The 23387-nt window shown below is 62.9% G+C and carries 24 protein-coding genes; 9 read left to right on the top strand and 15 right to left on the bottom strand.

All coding sequences use genetic code 11. The features are described from left to right. Positions 1–135 precede the first annotated feature (135 nt). Together PCO31010_RS10230 and trmL are read left to right on the top strand one after the other, a co-directional pair. Positions 136–780, top strand: coding sequence for a ComF family protein (locus PCO31010_RS10230; protein WP_174984559.1), 645 nt, complete (start codon positions 136–138; stop codon positions 778–780). Positions 781–789: 9 nt separating this feature from the next. Further along, positions 790–1260 (top strand): tRNA (uridine(34)/cytosine(34)/5-carboxymethylaminomethyluridine(34)-2'-O)-methyltransferase TrmL, encoded by a 471-nt coding sequence (gene trmL, locus PCO31010_RS10225; RefSeq protein WP_150664126.1) that lies wholly within the window; start codon positions 790–792, stop codon positions 1258–1260. Here trmL and PCO31010_RS10220 read toward each other — a convergent pair. The 5 genes from PCO31010_RS10220 to PCO31010_RS10200 all read right to left on the bottom strand — a co-directional run bounded on the left by PCO31010_RS10220 (position 1242) and on the right by PCO31010_RS10200 (position 4253). Then, entirely contained in the window at positions 1242–1790 is a 549-nt protein-coding gene (locus PCO31010_RS10220) for an O-acetyl-ADP-ribose deacetylase (RefSeq protein WP_150664125.1), read from the bottom strand. The genes trmL and PCO31010_RS10220 overlap by 19 nt on opposite strands. A 123-nt stretch (positions 1791–1913) precedes the next feature. Beyond that, entirely contained in the window at positions 1914–2933 is a 1020-nt protein-coding gene (locus PCO31010_RS10215) for an NAD(P)H-dependent glycerol-3-phosphate dehydrogenase (RefSeq protein ID WP_150664124.1), read from the bottom strand. Between the two features lie 63 nt (positions 2934–2996). Then, positions 2997–3503 (bottom strand): protein-export chaperone SecB, encoded by a 507-nt coding sequence (secB, locus tag PCO31010_RS10210; RefSeq protein WP_039395381.1) that lies wholly within the window; start codon positions 3501–3503, stop codon positions 2997–2999. Between the two features lie 65 nt (positions 3504–3568). Beyond that, a complete protein-coding gene (gene grxC, locus PCO31010_RS10205) occupies positions 3569–3829 on the bottom strand; it encodes a glutaredoxin 3 (RefSeq protein ID WP_039395378.1) in 261 nt (86 codons plus the stop codon). A 16-nt stretch (positions 3830–3845) separates the two neighbouring features. Beyond that, positions 3846–4253: a rhodanese-like domain-containing protein gene (locus tag PCO31010_RS10200; protein WP_039395376.1), complete on the bottom strand. Its 408-nt coding sequence runs from the start codon at positions 4251–4253 to the stop codon at positions 3846–3848. A gap of 232 nt (positions 4254–4485) precedes the next feature. On the opposite strand from PCO31010_RS10200, the gene gpmA reads away from it, so the two are divergent. The 3 genes from gpmA (at position 4486) to PCO31010_RS10185 (ending at position 8106) form a co-directional block, all read left to right on the top strand. Further along, a complete protein-coding gene (gpmA, locus tag PCO31010_RS10195) occupies positions 4486–5232 on the top strand; it encodes a 2,3-diphosphoglycerate-dependent phosphoglycerate mutase (protein ID WP_039395373.1) in 747 nt (248 codons plus the stop codon). A gap of 494 nt (positions 5233–5726) precedes the next feature. Then, entirely contained in the window at positions 5727–7283 is a 1557-nt protein-coding gene (locus PCO31010_RS10190) for a S41 family peptidase (RefSeq protein WP_150664123.1), read from the top strand. A 70-nt stretch (positions 7284–7353) separates the two neighbouring features. Beyond that, the gene (locus PCO31010_RS10185) at positions 7354–8106 is read left to right on the top strand and encodes a HesA/MoeB/ThiF family protein (protein ID WP_150664122.1); all 753 of its coding nucleotides are present in this window, start codon (positions 7354–7356) and stop codon (positions 8104–8106) included. A 142-nt stretch (positions 8107–8248) separates the two neighbouring features. On the opposite strand, the gene ptsP is transcribed toward PCO31010_RS10185, so the two are convergent. The 9 genes from ptsP to PCO31010_RS10140 all read right to left on the bottom strand — a co-directional run bounded on the left by ptsP (position 8249) and on the right by PCO31010_RS10140 (position 18362). Next, positions 8249–9985, bottom strand: coding sequence for a phosphoenolpyruvate--protein phosphotransferase (gene ptsP, locus PCO31010_RS10180; RefSeq protein ID WP_150664121.1), 1737 nt, complete (start codon positions 9983–9985; stop codon positions 8249–8251). 160 nt (positions 9986–10145) lie between these two features. After that, complete coding sequence (locus PCO31010_RS10175; protein ID WP_046290625.1) at positions 10146–10415, bottom strand: HPr family phosphocarrier protein; 270 nt, start codon at positions 10413–10415, stop codon at positions 10146–10148. A gap of 3 nt (positions 10416–10418) precedes the next feature. Continuing rightward, positions 10419–10832: a PTS sugar transporter subunit IIA gene (locus PCO31010_RS10170; protein WP_046290624.1), complete on the bottom strand. Its 414-nt coding sequence runs from the start codon at positions 10830–10832 to the stop codon at positions 10419–10421. A gap of 234 nt (positions 10833–11066) precedes the next feature. Next, positions 11067–12005, bottom strand: coding sequence for a glutathione synthase (gshB, locus tag PCO31010_RS10165; protein ID WP_150664120.1), 939 nt, complete (start codon positions 12003–12005; stop codon positions 11067–11069). Positions 12006–12064: 59 nt separating this feature from the next. Further along, on the bottom strand, positions 12065–13321 hold the full coding sequence (locus tag PCO31010_RS10160; RefSeq protein ID WP_150664119.1) for a helix-turn-helix transcriptional regulator: 1257 nt from the start codon (positions 13319–13321) through the stop codon (positions 12065–12067). A 512-nt stretch (positions 13322–13833) separates the two neighbouring features. Next, the gene (gshA, locus tag PCO31010_RS10155; RefSeq protein ID WP_150664118.1) at positions 13834–15123 is read right to left on the bottom strand and encodes a glutamate--cysteine ligase; all 1290 of its coding nucleotides are present in this window, start codon (positions 15121–15123) and stop codon (positions 13834–13836) included. 489 nt (positions 15124–15612) lie between these two features. Further along, positions 15613–17139 carry an ammonium transporter gene (gene amt, locus PCO31010_RS10150; RefSeq protein ID WP_150664117.1) on the bottom strand — a complete coding sequence of 509 codons (1527 nt, stop codon included), beginning with the start codon at positions 17137–17139 and terminating at the stop codon, positions 15613–15615. Between the two features lie 25 nt (positions 17140–17164). After that, entirely contained in the window at positions 17165–17503 is a 339-nt protein-coding gene (locus tag PCO31010_RS10145) for a P-II family nitrogen regulator (RefSeq protein ID WP_010804740.1), read from the bottom strand. Between the two features lie 13 nt (positions 17504–17516). Continuing rightward, positions 17517–18362, bottom strand: a complete 846-nt coding sequence (locus tag PCO31010_RS10140; RefSeq protein WP_150664116.1) for a TorF family putative porin — start codon at positions 18360–18362, stop codon at positions 17517–17519. 395 nt (positions 18363–18757) lie between these two features. On the opposite strand from PCO31010_RS10140, the gene PCO31010_RS10135 reads away from it, so the two are divergent. Beyond that, positions 18758–19006 carry an accessory factor UbiK family protein gene (locus tag PCO31010_RS10135; protein ID WP_150664115.1) on the top strand — a complete coding sequence of 83 codons (249 nt, stop codon included), beginning with the start codon at positions 18758–18760 and terminating at the stop codon, positions 19004–19006. A gap of 304 nt (positions 19007–19310) precedes the next feature. Continuing rightward, positions 19311–20912, top strand: a complete 1602-nt coding sequence (locus PCO31010_RS10130; RefSeq protein WP_150664114.1) for a YifB family Mg chelatase-like AAA ATPase — start codon at positions 19311–19313, stop codon at positions 20910–20912. Positions 20913–21054: 142 nt separating this feature from the next. Here the strand turns inward: PCO31010_RS10130 and PCO31010_RS10125 are convergent, their stop codons facing one another. Continuing rightward, positions 21055–21603 carry a hypothetical protein gene (locus PCO31010_RS10125; protein ID WP_150664113.1) on the bottom strand — a complete coding sequence of 183 codons (549 nt, stop codon included), beginning with the start codon at positions 21601–21603 and terminating at the stop codon, positions 21055–21057. A gap of 170 nt (positions 21604–21773) precedes the next feature. On the opposite strand from PCO31010_RS10125, the gene PCO31010_RS26945 reads away from it, so the two are divergent. Both PCO31010_RS26945 and PCO31010_RS10115 read left to right on the top strand, forming a co-directional pair. Then, the gene (locus PCO31010_RS26945; RefSeq protein WP_246184531.1) at positions 21774–22433 is read left to right on the top strand and encodes a thioredoxin domain-containing protein; all 660 of its coding nucleotides are present in this window, start codon (positions 21774–21776) and stop codon (positions 22431–22433) included. 98 nt (positions 22434–22531) lie between these two features. Then, positions 22532–23056, top strand: a complete 525-nt coding sequence (locus tag PCO31010_RS10115; protein ID WP_150664112.1) for a TlpA disulfide reductase family protein — start codon at positions 22532–22534, stop codon at positions 23054–23056. The last annotated feature ends 331 nt before the right edge of the window (positions 23057–23387 follow it).

The raw sequence follows: 23387 nt of genomic DNA, 5'->3' as shown, positions 1-23387 counted from the left end.
CTGCGCACTGCGTTGCCCGATCATTGCGCGATTTGTCGGCGACGAGCGCTGAGACAGATCTGCGACGCCTGCGCGACGGCATTCGACGCGAGCCAACCCGACGGCAGGCCGCGCTGTGCACGATGTGCGGTCGCTTTGCTGTCGCCGGTGTTGGCACTGGACGGAACGGTTGCACCAACGGCGAATGATGCGACAATTTGTCGCACCCCAGCATCCGCCCTCTGCGGACAATGCCTGCAAGACCGGCCCGCGTTCGACGCCACGCTGACGCTCGCAGACTACGTTCCGCCGCTCGATATGCTGATGATTCGTCTGAAATACCGCGGTGCGCTGCCGCTCGCACGGGAATTCGGCGAACGCCTCGGCGATGCCTTGAGAGACATCGTCCCGGCAAGCCGCCATCGAGACGCCATGCCGCTTGTGGTGCCCGTGCCCCTGGCACCCTCGCGATTGGCCTCACGCGGCTTCAATCAGGCATGGGAGCTGGCGCGCGTTGCGGCGCGGCGGGCACGGCTGCCAGCCAGTGTCGGGATGCTTCACCGGGAGCGAACGACACCGGCGCAGCGTCGGTTGTCGCGTGACGCGCGCCAGCGCAATCTGCGTGACGTCTTTGTCGCTAGCGAGCGTATCGAAGGGCGCCGCGTCGTACTGATCGACGACGTGATGACCACCGGCGCCACCTGCGACGCTGCGGCCGCCGCGCTCAAGCGGGCGGGCGCCACACACGTCCTCGCGGCCGTCGTGCTGCGCACGCCGCCCTCGGCCCACTCAATTAATTAGCTCACACTCATGTTCAACGTCGTTCTCGTCTCGCCCGAAATCCCGCCGAACACCGGCAACGTCATCCGTCTGTGCGCCAACACGGGTGCCCGGTTGCATCTGATCGAACCGCTCGGATTTCCGCTCGACGACGCGCGCATGCGACGCGCCGGGCTCGACTATCACGAGTACGCAGAGATGAAAGTGCATCGGGATTGGGCCGCGTTTCTCGCTGCCGAAGCGCCCGACCCTGCGCACATGTTCGCGCTGACCACACGCGGATCGCGCCCCTTCGGCGAGTTGTCGTTCGCGCCGGGCGACTGGTTCGTCTTCGGCTCCGAAACGCGGGGACTGGACCCGGACCTGCTCGACACGTTCGCCATGACGCAACGTGTGCGTCTGCCGATGCGTCCCGGCAACCGGAGTCTCAATCTCTCGAATACCGTCGCCGTCGTCGTTTTCGAGGCATGGCGTCAGCAGGATTACGCTGGCGGATCCTGATTTTCCAGTTCGCGCCGGTACAGCGCGAACATCGCCGCGTCGAAGCACACGAATTCAACGTGCTCGATGCCGGGAAAATGGGGCAGCGCGTCACTCACGGTGAAGACGGCGAGCGGCACGGCAAGCTCCGGCGGGTATCCGTAAACGCCACAACTGATCGCGGGGATCGCCACGCTCCGGCACCCTTGCTCGGCCGCCAGACGCAAGCTTTCGCGATAGCAACTCGCGAGTTGCGCGGGTTCGTCATTCGCACCGCCGTGCCACACCGGGCCCACGGTGTGAATCACGAACTTTGCCTTGAGACGAAAACCCGGCGTGAGCTTCGCCTGTCCGGTCGGACAACCGTGAAGCTTACGGCAAGCATCCAGAAGTTCCGGACCTGCGGCGCGGTGAATCGCACCGTCGACGCCACCGCCGCCCAGCAGCGATTCGTTCGCGGCATTGACGATGGCATCGAGCGTGGATTGCGTGATGTCACCCTGCGAAGCGTGCAGGTGACGATGGGGGCGGGTAACTTGCGACATGGGCATCTCTCCCTTGTTGCGAGTGCCGACGGCCCAAAGCCGTGGCAGGGGAACGACCTTCCGTCGGTTCGCGGTCAGACGAACGACCGGAAAGTCCGGCAAAACTTCGATGTGCTGCGAAAGCTGCGCTCAGTCCTGCGAGGCGTCGTCTTCGCGCTCTGCGCGGGCGTCGCGACGTAGCAATGCCTCCACCGCAGCACGCGCCGGAAGCCCTTCGAACAGCGTTGCACAAACGGCGTCCGTAATCGGCATCTCGACACCATGCGCACGGGCAAGATCGCGCACCGCTCGCGCACATCGTACGCCTTCGGCAACATGGCCCAACGAGGCCAACACCTCATCCAGCGACTTACCCGATGCGAGCTGCAAACCCACAGTGCGGTTACGTGACAGATCGCCGGTAGCGGTCAGAATCAGGTCGCCCATGCCGGTCAGCCCCATGAACGTCTCGGGCTTGCCGCCCAGCGCAACGCCCAGACGGGTCATTTCAGCCAGACCGCGCGTAATCAGAGCCGCACGTGCGTTGAGCCCCAAACCCAACCCATCGCTCACGCCTGTCGCAATCGCGAGCACGTTTTTCACGGCCCCGCCGACTTCGACACCAACAAGATCGTCACTCGAATAGATACGCAACGCGCCGAAGTGGCTCGCCTTGATCGTCAATTCGCAAAGGGACGGGACAGCACTCGCAATCGTCAGCGCGGCGGGCAAGCCCTTCGCAACTTCTCGCGCAAAACTGGGACCGGAGAGCGAACCACCAGCGACGGCAGGAAAAACGTCCGACACGATCTGGTGCGGCAACAGGCCTGTATCCGCTTCGAAACCCTTGCACAGCCAGATGAGGTTTTTCGGCGCATTCGCGGCCTTGGCCATATGGCCAGCCAGCGCCCGCAACCCGGCGACGGGGACGGCCGCAACGCACAAGGCGTGATCGCCCGCGCCATGCGCCATCGCCGTCTCGAAATCGCTTTCGAAACGCAGACGGGGAGATAAGGGGGAACCGGGGAGGTAAGCGGAATTCTCGTGCGTAGCGGCCAGTTGCGTCACAAGCGCGGCGTCGCGCGCCCACAAGACGACGTCATGGCGTGTTGCCATGTGACTCGCCATCGCGGTGCCCCAGGCACCTGCACCGAATACGGCAATCTTCATGTGGAAATCTCGACGCTGCGGCCGGTTAGCGTACTGGCCACGGCGTCGAAGCAGCGCAAGCGCTTAGTGGGTCTGGGCGGACGAGCCGTCAGGCATCACGATGCCCGGGGCCGGCGTCTCGCCGTTGGCCGCTTGCTGCTCGGCCAGTTGTGCCAGACGTTGCTCGTACAGCGCCTGGAAGTTCACTTCAGCCAGATGGATCGGCTGGAAACCAGCGCGGCTGATGGTGTCGGCCACATTGGCGCGCAGGTACGGGTAGACGATCGTCGGGCAGGCGATGCCGATGAGCGGATCGAGCTGTTCGACCGGCACGTTGCGGATTTCGAAAATCCCGGCTTGCTTACCTTCGACCAGGAAGGCCACCTTGTCCTTGATCTTGGCCGTCACCGTGGCGATCACGGCGACTTCGAAGATTTCCTCGGCCAGGCGCTCGGCGGCGACGTCCAACTGCACTTCAACGGTCGGCATCTCCTGCTCGAGGAAGATCGCGGGCGAATTCGGCTGCTCGAGCGACAGATCTTTCAGGTAGGCGCGCTGGATGCTGAAAAACGGCTGATTCTGGTCGGACATTTCGTTTCCTTGGAATTGAGACAGCCGCGCAATAACGCGGCTGGGCGACTATTTTGCAGGCGGTATCAGGCAGCTTGCAAGAGCGGAACGAGACCACCGGCACGATCGAGTGCCGACAGATCGTCGTAACCGCCAATATGACGCTCGTCGATGTAAATTTGCGGTACGGTGCGGCGCCCCGTGCGCGACATCATTTCTTCGCGACGGGCCGGTTCCTTGTCGATCAGGATCTTCTCGATCTCCTGAACACCGCGCTGACGCAGCAGGCGCTCCGCCATCTGGCAATACGGGCACACTTGCGTGCTGTACATCACGATCTTCGGCATGACTGCAACTCCTTGATTACTTGATCACCGGCAAACCGGCTTCCTGCCAGGCGGCAACACCGCCCTGAAGGCTGAACGCCTCAGCATAACCAAGATTGCGAAGGAGCGTCTGAGCGCGCGCCGAGCGTTGGCCGCTCTTGCAGACGATCAGGACCGGAGCCGCCTTGTTCTTGATGACGCCCGCGACCTTTTGCTCCACGTCGTCGAGCGGCACGTTACGTGCAGACGGCAGGTGGCCAGCGGCAAATTCCTCAGCCGTGCGCACGTCGAGCACCACGGCGCCCTTACGGTTGATGAGCTGGGTTGCTTCCACGGTCGACAGACCGCGACCGCCGCGCTTGAATACCGGCCAGGCCAGCATGCCGCCCGAAACGAGGGCGATGGCGATCAGCGCGAGGTTGGTGTAATCGGCAAAGAACTTCACAAACCACCTGAAAAATATCAAAAGAATCCGATCATTATAAAATATTCCGTGATTGCGCCGACGGGTCTCGTTGCCAATCGTTGCGCCGGGCGTCGGCGGCTCCCTTTGCGAAGCCCCGAATGTCACCGCGAAGTGACGCCAAACCCTTACCGGGCCTGGCTCCGCCCGATGCAACGAACTGCCCCGCCTCCGTCGGCTGCCCCCGCTTTCCTACTCTGACTGAAGTTTGCTTATGTACAAGCTCGTTCTTATCCGCCACGGCGAATCGACGTGGAACAAAGAAAACCGCTTCACGGGATGGGTCGACGTCGACCTGACCGAAAAGGGCGTCGCCGAAGCCAGCCAGGCCGGCAATCTGCTCGCCGAAGCCGGTTTCAAATTCGACCTCGCCTACACCTCGGTGCTCAAACGCGCCATCCGCACGCTCTGGCACGTGCAGGACGCAATGGACCAGATGTGGATTCCGGTGGTGCACAGCTGGCGTCTGAACGAGCGTCACTACGGTGCGCTCGCCGGTCTGAACAAGGCTGAGACGGCCGCGAAGTACGGCGACGATCAGGTCCATGTGTGGCGTCGCAGCTACGACACGCCGCCGCCGCCGCTGGCCGCGGATGACGAACGCAGCTCGTACAACGATCCGCGTTACGCCAAGCTCAAGCGTGAAGAGATTCCGCTCACCGAGTGCCTGAAGGACACGGTGGCGCGCGTGCTGCCGCTGTGGAACGAGTCGATCGCCCCGGCCGTGCGTGCGGGCAAGCAAGTGCTGGTCGCCGCGCATGGCAACTCGCTGCGTGCCCTCATCAAGCACCTCGACAATATTTCGGACGACGACATCGCCGGCCTGAACATTCCGAACGGCACGCCGCTCGTGTATGAACTGGACGCCGATCTCAAGCCGATCCGTCATTACTATCTGGGCGATCAGGACAAGATCGCCGGTGCACTGGCTGCCGTCGCTGCGCAAGGCAAGTCGAAGTAAGTCTCAGCCAACGTGCTGACGGCTGCGACGCTCTCTTTCGGGCGAACGTCGCAGCCGCTCTCTGGCATTCTCGCCATCTTCCCGCCATCTCGCCGCACGCGCCCTCGCTTCAGACTCACCATGCAGCCGGCCTTCGCGACCCCCGAAATCTCCGATCTCTCGGGGGAATCCCTACGCTTTTCTGTGCATTTCCCCAAGCGCGCGTAGGCATCCGTAATACGCGGTAACACGAATTCCGCGCATCCCTTGCGTCTGCACGCAGTCAGGCGATCCTTGGCGCGGGCACGCCCCACCGGCGAAAGCGACACACTATCGGGCGACGTTCGACGAAATTCGCCGTGCAACATGGCCTGGAACGGAACTTTTCGTAGAACCACTCAGGAAAAGTCCCTGTCGAATGGGCAATGTCCCGCCTGCGGGCAAACGGTTATACTTCGCCAAAGTGCGCGCGCCCATTGGCGTGCGCCCCAAAATTCCGGGAATTCCACGCCTATATGCGCCAAACCCTCAAACACATCGGCCTGATCGTGCTGGGCCTCGCGACCGGTGCGGCTGCCACCCTCGCGTTCTCGCAGGCATCCGCCCAAAGCGCTACCACGCCGTTGCCGCTCGAACAGCTTCGTCTGCTGGCCGAAGTGTTCGGCCAGATCAAGCGCGAATATGTGCAGCCGGTCGACGACAAGAAGTTGCTGACCGCTGCCATCAAGGGGATGGTGTCAAGCCTCGACCCGCATTCGTCGTATCTCGACAAGGACGAATACAAAGAACTCCAGGAACAGACGCGCGGCCGCTTCGCCGGTCTCGGCATCGAGATCTCGCAGGAAGACGGCCTCGTGAAGGTCATCTCCCCGATCGAAGATAGCCCCGCGTTCAAGGCCGGCCTGAAGCCCGGCGACCTGATCACCCGCATCGACGACAAGCCCGTGCGCGGCATGACGCTCGATCAGGCGGTCAAGCGCATGCGCGGCGCCCCGGGCAGCAAGGTCACGCTGACGATCTTCCGCAAGTCGGAAGAGCGCACGTTCCCGGTCTCGATCGTGCGTGCCGAGATTCGTGTCCAGAGCATCAAGGGCAAGCTGCTCGAACCGGGTATCGGTTACGTGCGCATCACCAGCTTCCAGGAACGCACCGTGCCGGATCTGGCCAAGAAGCTCCAGGAACTGGCCAAGGACCAACCGCTCAAGGGCCTGATCCTCGATCTGCGTAACAACGGTGGCGGCATTCTCCAGTCGGCTGTCGGCGTGTCCGCTGCATTCCTGAAGGAAGGCGCGGTGGTCGTGTCCACCAACGGTCAGATCGAAGACGCCAAGCAGACGTACAAGGCGACCTTCGACAACTACCGTCTGTCGGCCAGCCCGGACGATCCGCTCAAGGGCGAAGCCCCGATCTGGAAGACGGTGCCGATGGTCGTGCTGGTGAACGCTTACTCGGCGTCCGCCTCGGAAATCGTGGCCGGCGCCCTGCAAGATTCGAAGCGCGCCATCATCATGGGCAAGACGACGTTCGGCAAGGGCTCGGTCCAGACCGTACGTCAGATGGGCCCGGACACGGCACTGCGTCTGACCACGGCTTACTACTACACGCCGAGCGGCCGCTCGATCCAGTCCATCGGTATCAAGCCGGACGTGCCGGTCGACCAGAATCCGAAGGGCGATCCGGACGACGTGCTGGTTACGCGCGAAATCGATTACCAGAACCACCTGCACAACACGCAAACGCCTGACGAGCAGAAGGAAATCGACGCACGCGAAGCCCGCCGTCTGGAAGAACTGCGCCGCCTCGAAGAAGAGAACGCGAAGAAGACGCCGGACGAGCGCAAGAAGGAACGCGAAGAACGTCTGCCGGATCTGGGCAGTGCCGACGACTTCATGCTCCAGCAGGCCGTTCACCAGATCAAGGGCGAACCGGTCCAGCGCACCAAGTCGCGCCTCGAAGCCAACGCCGGCCCGCTGCCGAAGGACGCTTCGAAGGCCGCAGCACCGGCTGCCGGTGCCAAGACGGATCCGAAGACGGACACCGTCGTGCCGGCCAAGCCTGCGGACAAGAAATAAGCAACGGCTTTACACTACAAACCGTGCCCGCGAAAGCCGGCACGGTTTTTTTATCCCTTTCCGTTTTGCGATGAACGACGATCAGTTGCTGCGTTACTCCCGCCATATCTTGCTCGACGAACTCGGCATCGAGGGCCAGGAGCGTCTGCTTGCCGCGCACGCGGTCATCGTCGGTGCGGGCGGTCTCGGCTCGCCCGCTGCGCTCTATCTCGCAGCGTCAGGCGTCGGACACATCACGCTGATCGACGACGACACCGTCGATCTCACCAATCTGCAACGCCAGATTCTTCACGATACGCAGAGCGTCGGACAGCCGAAGGTTGAATCCGGTCGCGAGCGCATCGCGCGCATCAATCCGGGTGTGGTCGTCGACGTCATCAACGAGCGCGTGGACGAAGCCCGTCTGACGACAATCGCACGCGGTGCCACCGTCGTGCTCGACGGCTCAGACAACTTCGCGACACGTCACGCGGTCAATCGCGCCTGCGTCGCTGCCGGTGTGCCGTTGGTCTCGGGCGCAGCGCTGCGCTTCGACGGACAGATCAGCGTGTTCGACGTGCGCAACGACGCGTCGCCCTGCTATGAGTGCATTTTCCCGGCGGACGAGCCGTTCCCCGAGCAAGCCTGCGCCACGATGGGCGTGCTCGCACCGCTCGTCGGCATCATCGGGAGCATGCAGGCCGCCGAGGCGATCAAGCTGATCACTGGCATCGGCACGCCGCTCGTGGGCCGTCTTCAGATGCTCGACGGTCGCAAGATGAGTTGGCACACCATGCATTGCGCCCGCAATCCGGAATGTAAAGTCTGCGGGCAGCGGCACTGATTGCTTGGGGAATGGCTGAGGACGCGCCCGGCGTCGTCCTAAATTTCGGCCACGCGCCTCGCCATCGATCAGCGAGAAAGAAAAAGCGGACGCTTCCTCACGGGAGCGTCCGCTTTTGCGTTGTGCGACGCACGTCGGCCGATCAGGCCACCGCAAGTCTCGCCAGTGCGGCCTGCATTTCTTCAGGTTCGGTCGCGGCGAGCAGCTCCTGCACCGGCCGCTCCAGATCCGGCAAATGCGCACGCAGAATCTCCTGCTTGACCTGAAGCAACTGACTCGGGTGCATCGAAAACTCGCGCAACCCCATGCCGAGCAATAGACGCGTCGCCGTCGGATCCCCCGCCATTTCGCCGCACACGGCGACCGGCACGCCGAAAGCGTGTGCTTCACGAATCGTCATGGCGATGAGACGCAGCACCGCCGGATGCAGCGGGTCGTACAGATGCGCGACGGCATTGTCGGCGCGGTCGATCGCCAGCGTGTACTGAATCAGGTCGTTCGTGCCGATGGACAGGAAGTCGAGCCGCTTCAGGAACATGGGCACGGTGAGGGCGGCGGCGGGCACCTCGATCATCGCGCCGAGCTTCACGTTCGGGTCGTAGAGCAGACCGGCGGCGTCGAGTTGCGCTTTCGCTTCACGCACGAGTTCGAGCGTCTGATCGATTTCCTGCGCGTGGGCCAGCATCGGGAACAGAATCTGCACCTTGCCGAACGCCGATGCCCGCAGAATCGCGCGCAGTTGCGTGAGGAACATACGCGGCTCCGACAGACTCCAGCGAATCGCGCGCAGTCCCAACGCCGGGTTCGGCGCGGTTTCGTACGTCTCGTGGCTGTCGAGCGGCTTGTCGGCCCCTACGTCGATGGTCCGGATCGTGAGGGGCAGACCGTGCATCGCCTCCACCGCGCGCTTGTACGCCTCGAACTGCGCCTCTTCCTCCGGCGCTTCCTCCTCGTTCATGAAGAGGAACTCGGTGCGGAACAGGCCCACACCGACCGCGCCCGCATCGACGGCCGTCTTGGCGTCTTCCGGCAATTCGATGTTGGCGAACAGCTCGATGGGCGTGCCGTCGATGGTTTGTGCCGGGGAGTGCTTCAGGCGCTGCAAGCGACGCTCTTCCAGCGCACGCTCGCTTTGCCGGTAGCTGTACTCTTCGAGCACGATCGGCGCCGGGTCAACGATGACGATGCCGTGATCGCCGTCGATGATGATGACGTCGTCCTGCTTGACGAGCAGACTCGCCTGCGCCACGCCGACCGCCGCCGGAATGCCGAGACTTCGGGCAACGATGGCGGTATGCGACGTCTTGCCGCCGAGATCCGTGACAAACCCCTTGAACGTCTGCGACTTGAATTGCAGCATGTCCGCCGGGGCGATGTCGCGGGCCACGACGATCATGTCGTCGCGTGGCGTCTCGGCCACAGCATGGCGAATGCCGGGTGCACCCGCAAGGGCCTTGAGCACACGCTCCGTGACCTGTTCGATGTCGGCGCGACGCTCGCGCAGATACTCGTCTTCAATGTCCTCGAAGCGTGCAACGAGCACTTCGAGTTGCGTCGTCAGCGCCCACTCCGCGTTGTAGCGACGCTCGCGAATGAGTTTGACGACGGCGTCGACCAGCAGCGTGTCGTTCAGAATCAGGGAGTGAACATCGAGAAACGCGCCCATCTCGCCGGGCGCATCGTCGGGCAGTTCTTCCTTGAGGGTGTCGAGTTCCTGCTGGACAGTCGCCTGAGCACTTTGGAAGCGCGCGACTTCGTCATCGATCTGGCTGGGATCGAGCAGGTAGTGCGGGACATCGAGCGTGGCGGGCGCGAGCAAATAAGCGCGTCCGATCGCGATGCCGCGGGAAACGGGAATGCCGTGCAGGGTGAAAGACAAGGAAGTCTCCCCAGTTCAGAGGCGGTGATTCGACCGAATTCTATGTGTATTACTGCCCTCGGGACAGCGAGCGGCGGTGCGGCGACAGCACGGCCCGCAAGATGCCGGTGTGCTGCAAGATGCGGCGCGCCTGCCGACGCCACATCACTTCCGCAAGGCCTTATTCCCCTTCGCCGAACTTGTTCGCGATGAGGTCGAGGATTTCCTTCATGGCCTGAGCCTCATCCGAGCCTTCGGTCTCGACTTCCACCGTCGAGCCGATGCCGGCTGCCAGCATCATGACGCCCATGATGCTCTTCGCGTTGATACGCCGACCGTTCCGGGTCAGCCAGACCTCACTCTGAAATTTCGCCGCCAGTTGCGTCAGTTTTGCGGATGCCCGGGCGTGCAAGCCCAATTTATTTACGATCGTCGTTTCTTGTCGAAGCATGTTTCAGTGTGACGTAGTGTGTGTGGCCGGCGCACCCGCGCCGACTTCCAGAATACCTTTAGATCCGCCCGAAAGCACCTTCTCCGCCAGCGTATCGAGCGGCACCGAGCGGTAGCACACCGCTTTGATGAGCATCGACAGGTTGACCCCCGCGAGCACGCGCACTTTCGGACCCACCAGTTGTGCCGCCACATTCGACGGCGTCGCGCCAAACAAATCGGTGAGGACCAGCACGCCGTTCTCTTCGCGCAATTGCGCGAGGCGCTCTTTTGCGACGTCTACGAGCGCCGCCGTGTCCTGGTCGGGGACCACGTCGATCGCGCCGATGCGCGACGGACAACCACCGTAGATGTGCGAAACGCACTCGCGAAGGGCCGAAGCCAGCGGTGCGTGGGCAATGATCAGAATTCCAGCCATGATGCTAGGCACGCCGGGCGCCGCGGGTGTTCGGGATACAAACACAACGACGAACGCGAACCTGTCGATTTTGGGATTCTTATTTTAGCAGGCGCGCCAAAATCCCGAATTAACCCTGAAATTTCATTGGGTTAGGGACCGCCCCAAGCGGGTTCTCCGCAGGGCCGGCCCAAATAACGCGAGTTCCGTGCGGCAATCCCATGCGTCGCCGCGCGCTGCCACGATCCGGACGTCTCAGACCGCCAGTTCCAGCGCGTCGATGAACATCTTCGGCACGTCGAAACCGGTCTGATCGGTGATTTCCTGGAAGCACGTCGGGCTCGTGACGTTCACTTCCGTAAGGTAGTCACCGATAACGTCGAGACCCACGAGCAGCAAGCCGCGTTGCCAGAGGACCGGCGCCAGCGTCTCGGCGATCTCGCGATCGCGTGCCGTCAGATCGCGCGCCTCGCCCAGGCCACCGGCCGCGAGGTTGCCGCGCACTTCGGTGCCTTGCGGAATCCGGGCGAGCGAATGCGGCACCACCTTGCCGCCAATCACCAGCACGCGCTTGTCACCCAGCTTGATGTCGGGAATGAAACGCTGCGCCATCACTGAACGTGCGCCGTTCTCGCCGAGCATTTCGATGACCGAGCCGAGGTTGCGCTCGTCCGGACCGATACGGAACACGCCCGTGCCACCCATACCGTCGAGTGGCTTGTAGATGACGTCGCCATGTTCGGCGTGAAACGCGCGCAGACGTGTAGCGTCGCGCGTGACCAGCGTCGGTGCGACAAACTGGCCGAATTCGGCAATCGCCAGCTTTTCGGAATGATCTCGAATCGCGCTCGGCTTGTTGAACACACGAGCGCCAGCGCGCTCGGCAATCTCAAGCAACCACGTGGAGTTGATGTACTCCATGTCGAACGGCGGGTCCTTGCGCATGATCACCGCGTCGAACTCGGTAAGCGCCGCCACGCGAATGTCGACGACTTCGTACCAGGCGTCGGCGTCACCCGTCAGACGAATCTCCTTCACGCGCGCATCGACCGTAGCGCCTTGCCATGCCATCTCGTGCGGCTCGCACGCAAAAATGCGGTGCCCGCGACGTGCGCCCTCGCGCATCATCGAGAACGTGGTGTCCTTATAAATCTTGAACTGGTCGAGCGGGTCGGCGATAAAGAGAATCTGCATCGATCGGAGGGAGTCTTGGGGGTTCGGATGCACACACCGCAAGCTGCGGCGACAGGCGTCTATTCTAGCCGAGGCGTCGTTTTGCCGCTGCGCAGTCCCAGGAGCAGCGACGCGTCGCGCACCGGATCCAGCCTTGCCCGCATGAGCGACAGATGCGTCTTGAGCGTCTGCACGCCTATCGCGCAAGCTTCGCGCGTCTGCGTGCGAGACTGCCCCGCCAGCAAGCGCATCGCGATCTCCCGCTGCACGGGCGTCAGCGCCGTATCCCACAACCGCGCCAGCAGGCGAATGACGGGGGGCACGGCGAGATGCAGGGAGATGCGTACGCGCTCCGTGGCGCGCCCGCCCATGCCGCAGAGATAAGTGGCGTGCAGGTGCAACGTGCCGCCCGGCACCGACAACGTCGTACCGATTTGCGCCCCCGGGACGACCGCACCGGACATACCGCAGGGATGCAGCGTCAATTCGTCGGCCAGCCGCTGGCAAGCCCGCACGACCACACAGGCATCGGGCCATGCACGCCCCGGCACCAGTTGCCAGACGCGTCGCATAAGTGCCAACGCGCCCGGATCGGCCCACTCGGGCTCACGCCGGTGCCACACGAGCGTGCCCGATACGTCGGCACAGACAGTCCCCGCCCCCTCCGGCATCGCCTGCCCCTCGACGGCATGCATCGCGCTCGCGAGAGATGAGAGCGGCGGAAGCGGTGGGAAATGCGGACGTGCCGGAGCTTTGGCAAACTCGGCGGCCACCGCCTCGAACGCGGCGACGTCTCGCGCGCTGAACGCCTGTCGCGTCCGGCTGCGCGACACGAGTAACCGCAACGCGCCGAGGGGAGGCGTCTGCCCTGTCGGACTGGCCCCTTCGCCCCCGTGGGAAGGCGTCTGTTGCAGGCGTTCGTCGGCCACGCGACTCGTGGGTAGCAGATAGGCGTCGAGCACATCACCATCGGCCAAACAAGCATCAAGCTCCGGCGGGCGGTGAAGATGGCTCGGCAACGACGAACGTCTCGCCGCACCGGAACGCTTGCGCGCGTGCCCGAACAGCACGCCACCGTGGTGCGGCGACTGAATCGACGACCGTCGCAACTCGGCCGCAGACGGCATCGCCCAACCGCACGATGCCAACCGCTCACACGCCGATAACGGTGCGTGCGGGGCGTACCCACACGTAACCTGTGCGGCACCTGATGGATCGCTCACCGGACTCGCACCGTCGTGCGCATGGCACCAGAGCGCGACAACGCTGTCGGCCGAGAGCCACACGCGCAGCGTCTCCAGCCACAGCGGCAGGTAGCCGAGTGTGTGGACTGGCAATTGATGTATTTGGCGAAGGCACGCGCGCAAGTCCCCCTGCACTCCCATGCGACTCCCAATCAAAGTTGATTCCGGGGAAATTTCCTATTCCACGTGAACACAGACGGACATCCCCCATTCGGGGGATGTTTGTTGCGTCAAACGGCCGCATCATCGCTCCATTGCTGACGCGAACCGGGACGGATCGGCACAGTACACCGATCCAGGAGGTGAAGGGGATGCGCAGGGAGCCAGTTTGCGGGGTGGACCGCCCAGGGAAGCCCCGATTTCCGGTCGTTGCATGAGGCGACCGGTAAATGTGACGCCCGGCTAGTCGGGGGGCCAGCCGGGCGTCTTTTTCTTTTCGCCTCTCAGGACGAGAGGCGTCTGAGACCATCGTCAAGCGGACGTCGTCTCACGCCAAATTCAGAAACTTCTCAAAGCGACGCCGAAGCCCGCCGAAACCGATAGCGCGCGGCAAGTTGTCACTCGCCGCGCAACGTGCCGCATTGCGCGACACCCGTCGGGATCGATCAGTACGTTTCGGGATCCGGATCGGTACGCTCCAGTTCGACCGACGCCGCCAGCAGCGCGAGACGCGCCACCACACCGTACATATAGAAGCGATTGGGCGGTGCTGCCCCCGGCTTCGCGTGGACATCCGGCAGCGCCGTATGCTCGAACGCAAGCGGCACGAAGTGCATGCCGGGGGCGTTGAGGTTTTCGTCGGTGCCGCGCCCGGTATGGACACGGTAGAAGCCGCCCACCACGTAGCGATCGATCATGTAGACGACCGGCTCCGCGACCGCCTCGTTGATGCGCTCGAACGTGTAGACACCTTCCTGCACGATGAAGTCGTGCACTTCGAGCCCCTCCTTCACCACGCTCATCTTCGAGCGATCACGGCGATTCAGGTTTTTGAGCTCGGCGGCGTCGTGCACCATCATCACGCCCATGCCATACGTCCCGGCATCGGCCTTGATGACGACGAACGGCTTCTCGGTGATCCCGTACTCGCGATACTTCTTGTTGATCTTCTTGAGCACGGCGTCGACGGTATCGGCAAGCTTCTCCACACCGACGCCTTCGTCGAAATCGACGCCCTCGCACTTCGCGAAGTACGGATTGAGCATCCATTGATCGACGTCGATCATTTTGGCGAATTTCTTGACGATATCGTCGTAGGCCGAAAAGTGCTGGCTCTTGCGACGCACCGCCCAACCGGCGTGCAGCGGCGGCAGCAGATACTGCTCGTGCAGATTTTCGAGAATCGGCGGAATGCCCGCCGACAAATCGTTATTGAGCAGAATTGAGCAGGGATCGAAGTTCTTGAGCCCCAGACGGCGCGGCGTACGCTCCAGCGGTTCGATCACGACGTGCTGCCCGTCCGGCAACTCGATGGTCGTTGGCTCGGTGATGTCGTCCGACACACTACCCAGACGCACATTCAGTCCGGCGTGACGCATGATCGTCGATAGCCGCGCGATGTTCTGCAAATAGAACGAGTTCCGCGTATGGCGTTCGGGGATCAGGAGCAGGTTCTTCGCATCGGGGCAAATCTTCTCGATGGCGGCCATCGCGGCCTGCACAGCGAGCGGCAACACTTCGGGTGCCAGATTATTGAAGCCACCGGGGAAGAGATTGGTGTCGACGGGAGCGAGCTTGAAGCCGGCATTTCGCAGGTCGACCGAACAGTAGAACGGCGGCGTATGTTCCTGCCACTCAAGCCGGAACCAGCGCTCGATGGCGGGCGTCGCATCGAGGATCTTCTTTTCCAGGTCGAGCAAGGGGCCTTTCAGGGCCGTGACGAGATGCGGAACCATGCTTCTCTCATATCCAGATGGAATATCGATTGTAGAGCATACGCTCAGCGCCCCCGCCCTTCGCCATGCCCCGGGAAGGGGCACCGGGACGCGGGGCCGATCACGCAGGAACACCGTCGATCAGGCGACGATTTCCGGCGTACGAGCACGCGTCGACAACGTTTATGGGGAGCGCGGCGCGATGCCGCGGTGAGAAGACATGGGGGCAAAACCGAGAATCACAAGCGCGGGGACGATTTCCGGAGGCGGGCCGAAAAAAACGGGCACCGCCTGGGTGCCCGCGCAATGCCGGGGCCGGCTGTCCGACCGGCTTCCGGCAACTCCTCTCGCGTCACCCGGGACGGGCCGTCTGGCCGTTGTCGGCGAGTCCTTGCCGACTCGCCGACGCTCCCGGGCTTTCCCCGGACGAAAGCCGGGGCTAAACGGTGCGATGAGACAGATGTCACTCAGGCGAATTCAGCGGCCTGAGTTGTTGCATCAGTTGTTGCTTCAGTTGTGATAAGCCGATTCGCCGTGCGAGGTGATATCCAGACCTTCACGCTCTTCGTCTTCCGGCACACGCAGACCCAGCACGATGTCGGCAATCTTGAAGGCGATGAAGGCGACGACCCCCGACCACACGAGCGTGGTCAGCACGCCCTGGAACTGAATCCAGACCTGCCCCGCAATCGAGTAATCCGGTGCGACCTTGTTGGCAACGTAGTCGTAGATCCCCGTGCCGCCGAGCGACGGCGCGGCGAACACGCCCGTCAGAATCGCGCCGAGCATGCCGCCCACGCCATGCACGCCGAACACGTCGAGCGCATCGTCGGCCTTGAGCAGGCGCTTCAGACCGTTCACACCCCAAAGGCATACGAGACCGGCGATCAAACCGAGCACGATGGAGCCCATCGGACCGACGAAGCCCGCTGCCGGCGTCACCGCCACCAGACCGGCCACGGCACCCGACGCACCACCCAGCATCGACGGCTTGCCCTTGCCGATCCATTCACCTGCCGTCCAGGACAGCGTGGCAGCAGCGGTGGCGAGCAAAGTGTTGACGAAGGCGAGTGCGGCACCGCCGTTCGCTTCCAGACCCGAACCGGCGTTAAAGCCGAACCAGCCGAACCAGAGCAGCGACGCGCCGATCATCGTCATCGTGAGCGAGTGCGGCTTGAAGGCTTCCTTTCCGAAACCGACGCGCTTGCCAACCATGTACGAACCCACAAGCCCTGCGATAGCCGCGTTGATGTGCACCACCGTGCCACCAGCGTAGTCGAGCGCGCCCTTCTGGAACAGCCAGCCAGCGTGGGCATTGGCCGCGTCAGCCGCTGCCGCGTCGATGTAGGCATCCGGACCGGCCCAGAACCAGACCATGTGCGCCATCGGCAGGTACGAGAACGTGAACCAGATGACGGTGAACAACAGCACGGCCGAGAACTTGGCGCGTTCAGCGAAAGCACCGACGATCAGCGCGCAGGTAATCGCGGCGAACGCAGCCTGGAACGCCATGTACGCATACTCCGGCACATTCACGCCCTTACTGAACGTGGCCGCCACCGAGTCCGGCGTCATTCCCTTGAGGAACAAGCGATCGAAGCCGCCGAAGAACGCCCCGCCTTCGGTGAACGCGATGCTATAGCCGTAGATCGCCCAGAGGACGACTACCAGCGAGAAGATGATGAAACACTGCATCAGCACTGAAAGCATGTTCTTCGAGCGGACCAGACCGCCGTAAAACAGGCCCAGACCGGGCAGCGTCATGAGAATCACGAACGCGGTACAGGTCAGCAACCAGGCCGTGTCGCCCTTGTTTGGCGGCACGGGCGCAGCCGCAGGAGCGGCCGGCGCAGCGGCTTGTGCAGCAGGTGCGGGTGCGGCCGCTGGCGTTGCGGCAGCCGCGGCGGGTGCGGGTGCAGCGGATTCCGAAGCGGCGACAGGCGCCGAAGCGTCCTGGGCCAGTGCGGCGCTGGCGCCGAGGCCCACGACACCCGTGAAGGCGGCGGCGAGCAGGAGTTTGGCAAGTAGTTTTTTCATGATTGTTGTCTCTTATGTGGGACCTTTACAGCGCGTCTTCGCCGGTCTCTCCAGTACGGATACGGACCACGTGCTCGACGTTGGACACGAAAATCTTGCCGTCGCCGATCTTGCCGGTACGGGCCGCCTGCTCGATGGCGTCGATCGCCTGATCGAGCAAGGCGTCGCCGATTACCGCCTCGATCTTCACCTTCGGCAGAAAATCGACGACATACTCTGCGCCCCGATACAGTTCGGTATGGCCCTTCTGGCGGCCGAAGCCTTTGACTTCGGTCACCGTAATCCCTGCCACGCCGATGTTCGAGAGGGCTTCACGCACCTCGTCGAGCTTGAAGGGTTTCACAATTGCGGTAATCAGCTTCATGATGAGTCGCTCCTTAGAATGTCTTCGACAACCCTACGACGACCGTCGCCTTGGAAAGCACTTTGCCGGAATTCGCGGCGGTGTAGTACTTCTCGTCGGCGTTCGTATCGATGTAGGAGACCGACACGCTGAAGTTCTTGCCCAGGTCCTTGGACAGGCCGATCTTCCAGTCGGTGTAACTTGCGGCGCTGAAGTTGTGCACCCACTGATGACCCACGTGTCCGACGGCCGAGAGACCCCAGAAGCCGATATCGTAGGTGCCCGTCAGGTCGAGATAGCCGCTGTTGGTCGTGTCCTGACCGTCAGGGCTCGTAAGACCGAACAGACGGGTCATCGAGTGCGAATACTTCAGCGTTACGGTTTTCCAGCCCACCGCGGCATACAGCTCGAACGTATGCGGGCGTGCGTAAAACTGGCCGGACGGATAAGTGCCCGGGTAGTAGTACTGCAAACCACCGACATCGATGGTCCAGTCGGGAATGATTTCTTTCTTCCAGCCACCATAGAAATCCATCTCGATGGGTGCGCTGACGGCGGGATTACCATCCGAAATCCAGCTGATGTTCGACGCCCACACACCGGCGTACAGACCGGACTCGTGCGCGATATCGAAACCGCCCTGAATCGCCGGACGCTTGGCCGTTTGCGAAATGCCGCGGAAGCGGTAATCCGAGAACAGACCGACGTTGGCGGTAATCGTCAGCGGTTCGGCGGCAGCCGCAGCTGCGTCGGCCGGTGGTGCTGCGGGTGCTGCTGCCGGTGCGGCGCCTTCGGCGGCCGCTTGCGCAAATGCGCCGGCAGACGCCGTCATTGCACCAAGGAACACAAAGCCAGCCATCGCAGTTGACACTTTTCTCATCACTTTCCCCTTAAGTTGACGTTCCACGTCTTAGTACAGCGTGCGGCAGGTTCTGAACTGGGTAGAGCAACTCCCGTGCCAGGTCCTTCGACCGCGTATGCTGCGACGCGCAAGATACGAATTTCGGGATAAAAAATTGGCAAAATTCGGGGGGACGTGAGGCGTGCAAACGACAGCCAGGAACAACAAAGCGCGGTAAATCGTGTCAAAAGGGCACGCGGGCGCGGCTGGCCGGGCCGCTTGAGTGGCTGGGCGCAAAAAACGGTGTTAGAGTTGCGCCAACATTGAGAGGCCGCGCCGGAATGCACCACGTTGCACCGGTCTGGCTGGCACGACGAAGCACGTTGACGGTGCAAGCACCACATCGGTGCAGAGAAACGACGAGAGGAAGGCTTATGAAACCGAACGAGATCCTGCAAGACATGCAAGCCAAGGTGAGCGAGATGCTCAAGCAATCGCCCGCCAAGGATATCGAGCGCAACGTCAAAAGCCTGCTGGGTCAGGGCTTCACCAAACTCGATCTGGTGACGCGCGAGGAATTCGACGTGCAGGCGCAAGTGCTCGCTCGCACACGCGAAAAGCTCGAAGCGCTGGAAAAGCGCGTGGCCGAGCTCGAAAGCCTGCGCAGCGAAGCGCAAGACTGACGATCCAAAGGGGCGCGAAAGCGCCCCTTGTTACATGGGGACGCTCGCTCGTACGCGCGTTGCCCGCCCCGTCCTCGCGAATCTCACACATTCGCAAATCACTATCGGAATTGTCTTAGCTGACTGACGGGCAATTCCGGGTACCCATCGCCTCCCTCCCCAAAACGTTCCGCAGTCGCGCATTTGCGCGGATATAGCATTGCGCATTACCGCGCTAAAGGCCGACCATCGACGACATCGAGGCAACACGTCTGACGCGTTGCAATCTGAAATCGGCGCGATCTGCGCTTTCGGGGGGGATGTCATGTCATTGGCAGTGGTGAGTAGCCGTGCGATCACGGGAATGTCGGCGCGACCGGTGACGGTCGAGGTCCATCTGGCAAACGGCTTGCCGGGCCTGTCGCTGGTCGGGCTGCCCGATACCGAAGTGAAGGAAAGCCGCGAGCGGGTGCGCTCCGCCTTGCAGAACAGCCGATTCGAATTCCCCGCGCGACGCATCACCATCAATCTGGCCCCCGCCGATCTGCCCAAGGCCTCAGGTTGCTTCGATTTGCCGATTGCGCTCGGCATTCTGGCGGCGAGCGGTCAGTTGCCGGAGGCTGGGCTACGCACGCACGAGTTCGCGGGGGAGTTGTCGCTGACTGGCGAGTTGCGCCCCATTCGCGGCGGGCTGGCGATGGCGAGCGCGATGGCGTCGGAGCCATCGTCACGCGCGCTGGTGCTTCCTGCCGGGAGCGCGCAGGAAGCAGCGCTCGTGGAAGACGCCACGGTCTATGGCGCGCGCGCATTGCTCGACGTCTGTGCCCACCTCGCGGAGCCGGATGTCGCGATACCGCTCCCACGTGCCGTCGTGACGGCATCGCCCGACGCGACCGATGACACGACAGCCTTCGACAGCGGCGGTAAGCGCTCAGGAATGCGCAACGTTGCGCGCGCGGACGTGCACGGCGCAGCGCCCCCGGAGCGCGAAATCGCCGACATGATCGATATCAAGGGACAGGAGCATGCCAAACGAGCGTTGGAAGTCGCGGCTGCGGGCGGCCATCATCTTTTGCTTTATGGGCCACCCGGTACAGGTAAATCGATGCTGGCTACGCGGCTCTCCGGACTGTTGCCGCCGCTGACCAAATCGCAGGCCGTGGAGGCGGCAACGCTCGCGAGCCTGAGCGCACAGGGCTTCGACATGCGGCATTGGGGACGACGTCCCTTTCGGGCACCGCATCACACGGCATCGGCAGCGGCGCTTGTAGGTGGCGGTAGCACGCCGCGTCCGGGAGAGATCAGTCTGGCGCATCGCGGCGTGTTGTTCCTCGACGAATTGCCGGAGTTTCAGCGTCGTGTCCTGGAAGTGCTGCGCGAACCGCTGGAACTGGGGCACGTCACGATTTCTCGCGCAGGGGGACACGCCACGTTTCCCGCAGCCTTTCAACTCGTGGCGGCGATGAACCCGTGTCCATGCGGGGATCTGGGGCACCCGTCGAGCAACTGCCGATGCACGAGCGACGCGGTGGCCCGTTACCGCAATCGCCTGTCGGGCCCACTGCTCGATCGCATCGACCTGCATGTGGAAGTACCCGCGCTTAGCGCGGAGACGTTCGCCGCCCCGGCCACCGGCGAGCACAGCGAAGTCGTGGCGATGCGCGTGAGGCAAGCGCAGACGCGCCAGCTGGCGCGTCAGGGTCAGTTGAACTGCGGTCTGTCGAATCGAGCGCTTGAAGCGCAATGTCCATTGCAACCGGGAGCGCAGGAGGTTCTGCACCGCGCGGTGACGCAACATCACTGGTCGGCACGCACTTACCACCGGGTGTTGCGCGTGGCGCGCACCATCGCGGACCTCGCCGGGTGCGACGCGATCGATGCGTTTCACATCGCCGAGGCGGTGCAATATCGAGAGGCACCGGGGTGAACGACGATACCCACTCGCAGCCAAGCGCAGACGGAGGAATAGCAGGAGGTGCCCAGCACAAACACGAACGAATCAGGAAACGGGGCGATCTGTTCCTCGCTCGTAACTCGCGTCGCCGTGACGAGGACTTGTACGCCTCGACTCACTCCAGCGTGAAAGAGTCCAGAAACTGGTCGACTTGTTCCTTGCCGGGTGCCTTCGTTCCCATGACGACAACCTGATAGACGTGGTTGCCACGTCCGACGAAACGGGCAGAGACGTAGCGTTCCGCTTTGTCGCTCGCCATGCCCTGCGCAGAGACCGCCATGCCGGGAAGCGACGGCGCATCGCCCGCCTGACGCACCATCACTTGCGAGGGCGACACCTGCCGCTCGTTCACATTGGCAAGCAAGCCGTGTTGCAGTTCGTCGACGACGGTCTGGCGCAGCGTGGCGTCATCGCTGGGAAGCGTGACCACACCCACCGCGAAGAGCGCAGCGTCGACGCGCGCGGCCTGCATGCGCATCGGCAGCGGCCCGGAGGCGAACTTCACCTCGCGCTCGTCTTGCGTCGGCTTGGCGGGATAGGTCACGGCGTACGCGCCATCCTTGTCGTGGACCTCACGCCAATCGTAGCGAGGGGAGCACGCGGCCATCACGAGGGTCGCGACGGTCACGGCAAGCAGAGCGCAGACACGGACAACGCGGTTCATAGACGTCAGTGAGGTTGGAGAAAGGGGAGCCGCCATTATCCGCCATGCGGTGCAGCAGGGAAAAACGGCACGGCGCGGTTCCCGGTATCATCTGCGGCATGACACACGCCTGCGCTCCCGAGTCCCTTACCTCGTCCGCCCCAACGGCCCCGGCTGCTTTACCGCGGGCGATGGGACGCGCACGGGCGCTGAAGTCCCTGATCGCCAGCGCTGTGATCACACTGCCGATCATCGCGACGGTCACCGCTTTCGCGTCACCAGGCACGCCAAGCGCTAACGACGGCGTCAACCCGTCTGTAGGACACCCGACGTCCCCCGCCTCGACGTTGGTTCTCGCACAGGCAACCGGCGTCACCTATCCGCATGAGGGCGCGGCGGCAAAACCGCTCGACAACAAGACAGCGGCCAAACAGCAGGCGGCCGTGCCGCTGGCTACCGACTTCGCGGCGCACGCGCGTCGCGCGGCCTCGCTCGACGCGCCGCTGATCGTGCTCGTGTCGTTGCGGGACTGCGTCTATTGCGGCCCGATCCGTCAACGTGAGTTGGCCCCGCTCGTGCGCAGCGGCAAATATGAAGTGCGCGAAATCGGCATGGACAGCACGACACCCGTGCGCAATTTCGATGGCACGACGACCACCGGCGTTGCGTGGGCGCGTGCCCATGGCGTCAAGGTGTCGCCGACGGTTTTGTTCCTCGATACCAGCGGACGCCCCGTCGCAGACCCGTTGATCGGCGCAGGTCTGCCGGACTTCTACGGCGCGTATCTCGACGACGCCATCGAACGCGGACGCACCCGTCTGCACCCGGGCAGCGGCGCCACGACGCGCTGAGATTCAGAGTAGAATCGGTGGCAATTCGAGGGCGGATCGACGTCAAAACGGCGTATCTCTGCCCCCCCAACGAACTCCACTACCCACACGGCTGTGTCATGAGCGCTACGACCTCCCGCAAGTCTCCCATCGGCAAGATCCTCGCCGTCGTGGTTATCGCCGCCGTGGCGATCGCCGCGTACTTCACGTTCGCCGGTCAGAAGCGTGCGCCCGAAGCGACGTTCACGCTGCTCTCGGGTCAGAAGCTCGGCACCGAACAACTCAAGGGCAAGGTTTATCTGGTCAACTTCTGGGCGACGAGCTGCGTCACGTGCATGAAGGAAATGCCGACGATGGTGAAGACGTACGAGAAGTACAAAGGCCAGGGGCTCGAGTTTGTCGCAGTGGCCATGAGCTATGACCCGCCGATGTACGTGATGAACTACGCGCAGTCGCGTCAGTTGCCGTTCAAGGTCGCAATGGACTCCGACGGCAGCGTCGCCAAACAATACGGCAACGTCCAGCTCACGCCGACGACGTTCGTCGTGGATCGCAACGGCAAGGTGCTCAAGCAATACGTCGGCGAGCCCGAGTATGCGGAACTCAACAAACTCATCGAGACCGCACTCGCAAAACAAGCCTAAATCATCGGCTTGATTGCGGGACACCACCCGCGCGATTCTCTGAAGACAAAAAAGCGCCCTATAGTCGTATAGGGCGCTTTTTGTTTTCCGGCAGCACATGCATTGTTCGCCCGTCATTGCACAAAAGCAGAAGACTGGGACGAAATACGCAAGCAACTTCCCAAATTTCTCAGCGCGTCGGGACGGACGCAAAGTCTCAAACACTTGCCGGTACATCTTGTCCCGGCGATGCACTCAAAACGTCGCACAACCGGTGGCAATTCACCGGACAAGACGCATGCAAAAATGCATCTCCCCCCAATACCTGCTTTTAGGACGGTGCAAGATGTGC

Origin of the sequence: Pandoraea commovens (assembly GCF_902459615.1) — a bacterium.
GTDB lineage: Bacteria > Pseudomonadota > Gammaproteobacteria > Burkholderiales > Burkholderiaceae > Pandoraea > Pandoraea commovens.
The sequence above is the reverse complement of the archived record's forward strand: the minus strand, read 5'-3'. Positions and strand labels throughout refer to the sequence as shown.